This window comes from Microvirga tunisiensis (genome assembly GCF_009296175.1).
Lineage (GTDB): Bacteria > Pseudomonadota > Alphaproteobacteria > Rhizobiales > Beijerinckiaceae > Microvirga > Microvirga tunisiensis.
This window is the reverse complement of the sequence record NZ_VOSK01000726.1, coordinates 1-1,544: the sequence shown is the minus strand read 5'-3', so window position 1 is coordinate 1,544 and position 1,544 is coordinate 1. Positions and strand designations below refer to the sequence as shown.

At 60.9% G+C, this 1,544-nt stretch carries 1 protein-coding gene; it reads left to right on the top strand.

Annotated elements, in window-relative coordinates; all coding sequences use genetic code 11:
* The first annotated feature begins 107 nt into the window (after positions 1 to 107).
* On the top strand, positions 108 to 1,226 hold the full coding sequence (locus FS320_RS43180) for an IS110 family RNA-guided transposase (protein ID WP_162003632.1): 1,119 nt from the start codon (positions 108 to 110) through the stop codon (positions 1,224 to 1,226).
* The last annotated feature ends 318 nt before the right edge of the window (positions 1,227 to 1,544 follow it).

The window sequence follows — 1,544 nt, the reverse complement described above, 5'->3', positions numbered from 1 at the left end:
AGACCGTATGTTCTCGGGGTGAAGGCGGCTCACCCTCGCCGTAAGCTGAGATCGGGGGTTGCTTCGGAGTGGCCGAAGCCGAGCCCCAAGCTTAGCGAGGATGAACCGTGGATCAGCATAGCAGACTTTTCATCGGTCTGGACGTCTCGAAACTGAAGATTTCTGTCGCCGTCGCGGATGGCGAGCGGGGTGGTGAGGTCAGATTTCTCGGGGACATCCCCTCAGACCCGGCCTCGGTGTCATCCCTCGTGTACAAGCTGGCCAAGCGAGGAGCCAAGCTCCACTTCTGTTACGAGGCAGGGCCGACAGGGTACGAACTCTACCGTCAGCTCACCGAGATGGGCCATGATTGTGTGGTGGTGGCACCGGCCCTCATTCCCAAGCGTCCCGGAGATCGCGTGAAGACCAACCGGCGCGATGCGGTCAGCTTGGCACGGCTACATCGTGCGGGTGAGCTGACAGCGGTTTGGGTGCCCGACCGCGGGCATGAGGCGATGCGCGATCTGGTGCGGGCCCGAGAAGCAGCCCAGGAGGCTCAAAAGCGGGCGCGTCAGCAGCTTCAGTCGTTCCTCCTTCGACATGGCCGTGTCTATTCGGGCCGCTCATCCTGGTCGCTGGCGCATAGGCGGTGGCTATCGACTCTGAGGTTCGAGCATCCGGCGCACTTCATCGTGCTCCAGGAATACTGCCAGGCGATCGAGGATGCCGAAGCGCGCCTAAAGCGTCTGACCGATCTGATCGCGGAGACGGTCAAATCCTGGACGATGGCTCCTGTTGTCGAAGCCTATCAGGCGCTACGAGGCGTGTCATTGATGGCCGCCGTCGTCCTTGTTGCCGAAATTGGCGACATCCGCCGCTTCGACAACCCTCGCCAGCTGATGGCCTTTCTTGGCCTCGTTCCGTCAGAGAGCTCGACAGGTGAACACGTCAAACGCGGTGGGATCACTAAGGCCGGGAACTCACGGGCCCGTCGCATGCTGGTCGAAGGCGCATGGGCTTACCGCTTCCCGGCGCGGGTCAGTCGAACCAAGCAAGCGCAGTTGGAGGGCCTCCCGCGAAGTGTTCGCGAAATCGCGTGGAAAGGTCAGCTGCGCCTCTGCTCTCGCTATCGAACAATGATCCTTTCGGGGAAGCACAAGGCCATCGCGATCACCGCGATCGCGAGAGAAATGTCGGCCTTCCTGTGGGCGATCGGCCAGGAAGTGCAACCAGCTCACCACGCTTAGCCGAGCACCGCAGATCGCGCGCATTCGAAAGGGGAGACAAGATCATCTGCTGATGCGCAATCTTGGAGGCAGGGCCCCGGTCGGGGAACCTTCGATGGAACTGAGTGGCCGACGACGTCGATGCCCGTACTAAGAGAGAAGCAGCCCCAGGCGTACACACGGAAATGCGGTATCCAACCCGCGTATAAGAGTTTGCAAACCGTCGTCTTGAGGCCCTGTCTCCTACATTGCGCATGAGCTCCACGATGCGGGACCAGCCATGATTGGCGGGATGAACAGTCGTGGCCGTGCCGCTTGCATTTGAACATAAGAGTTCCA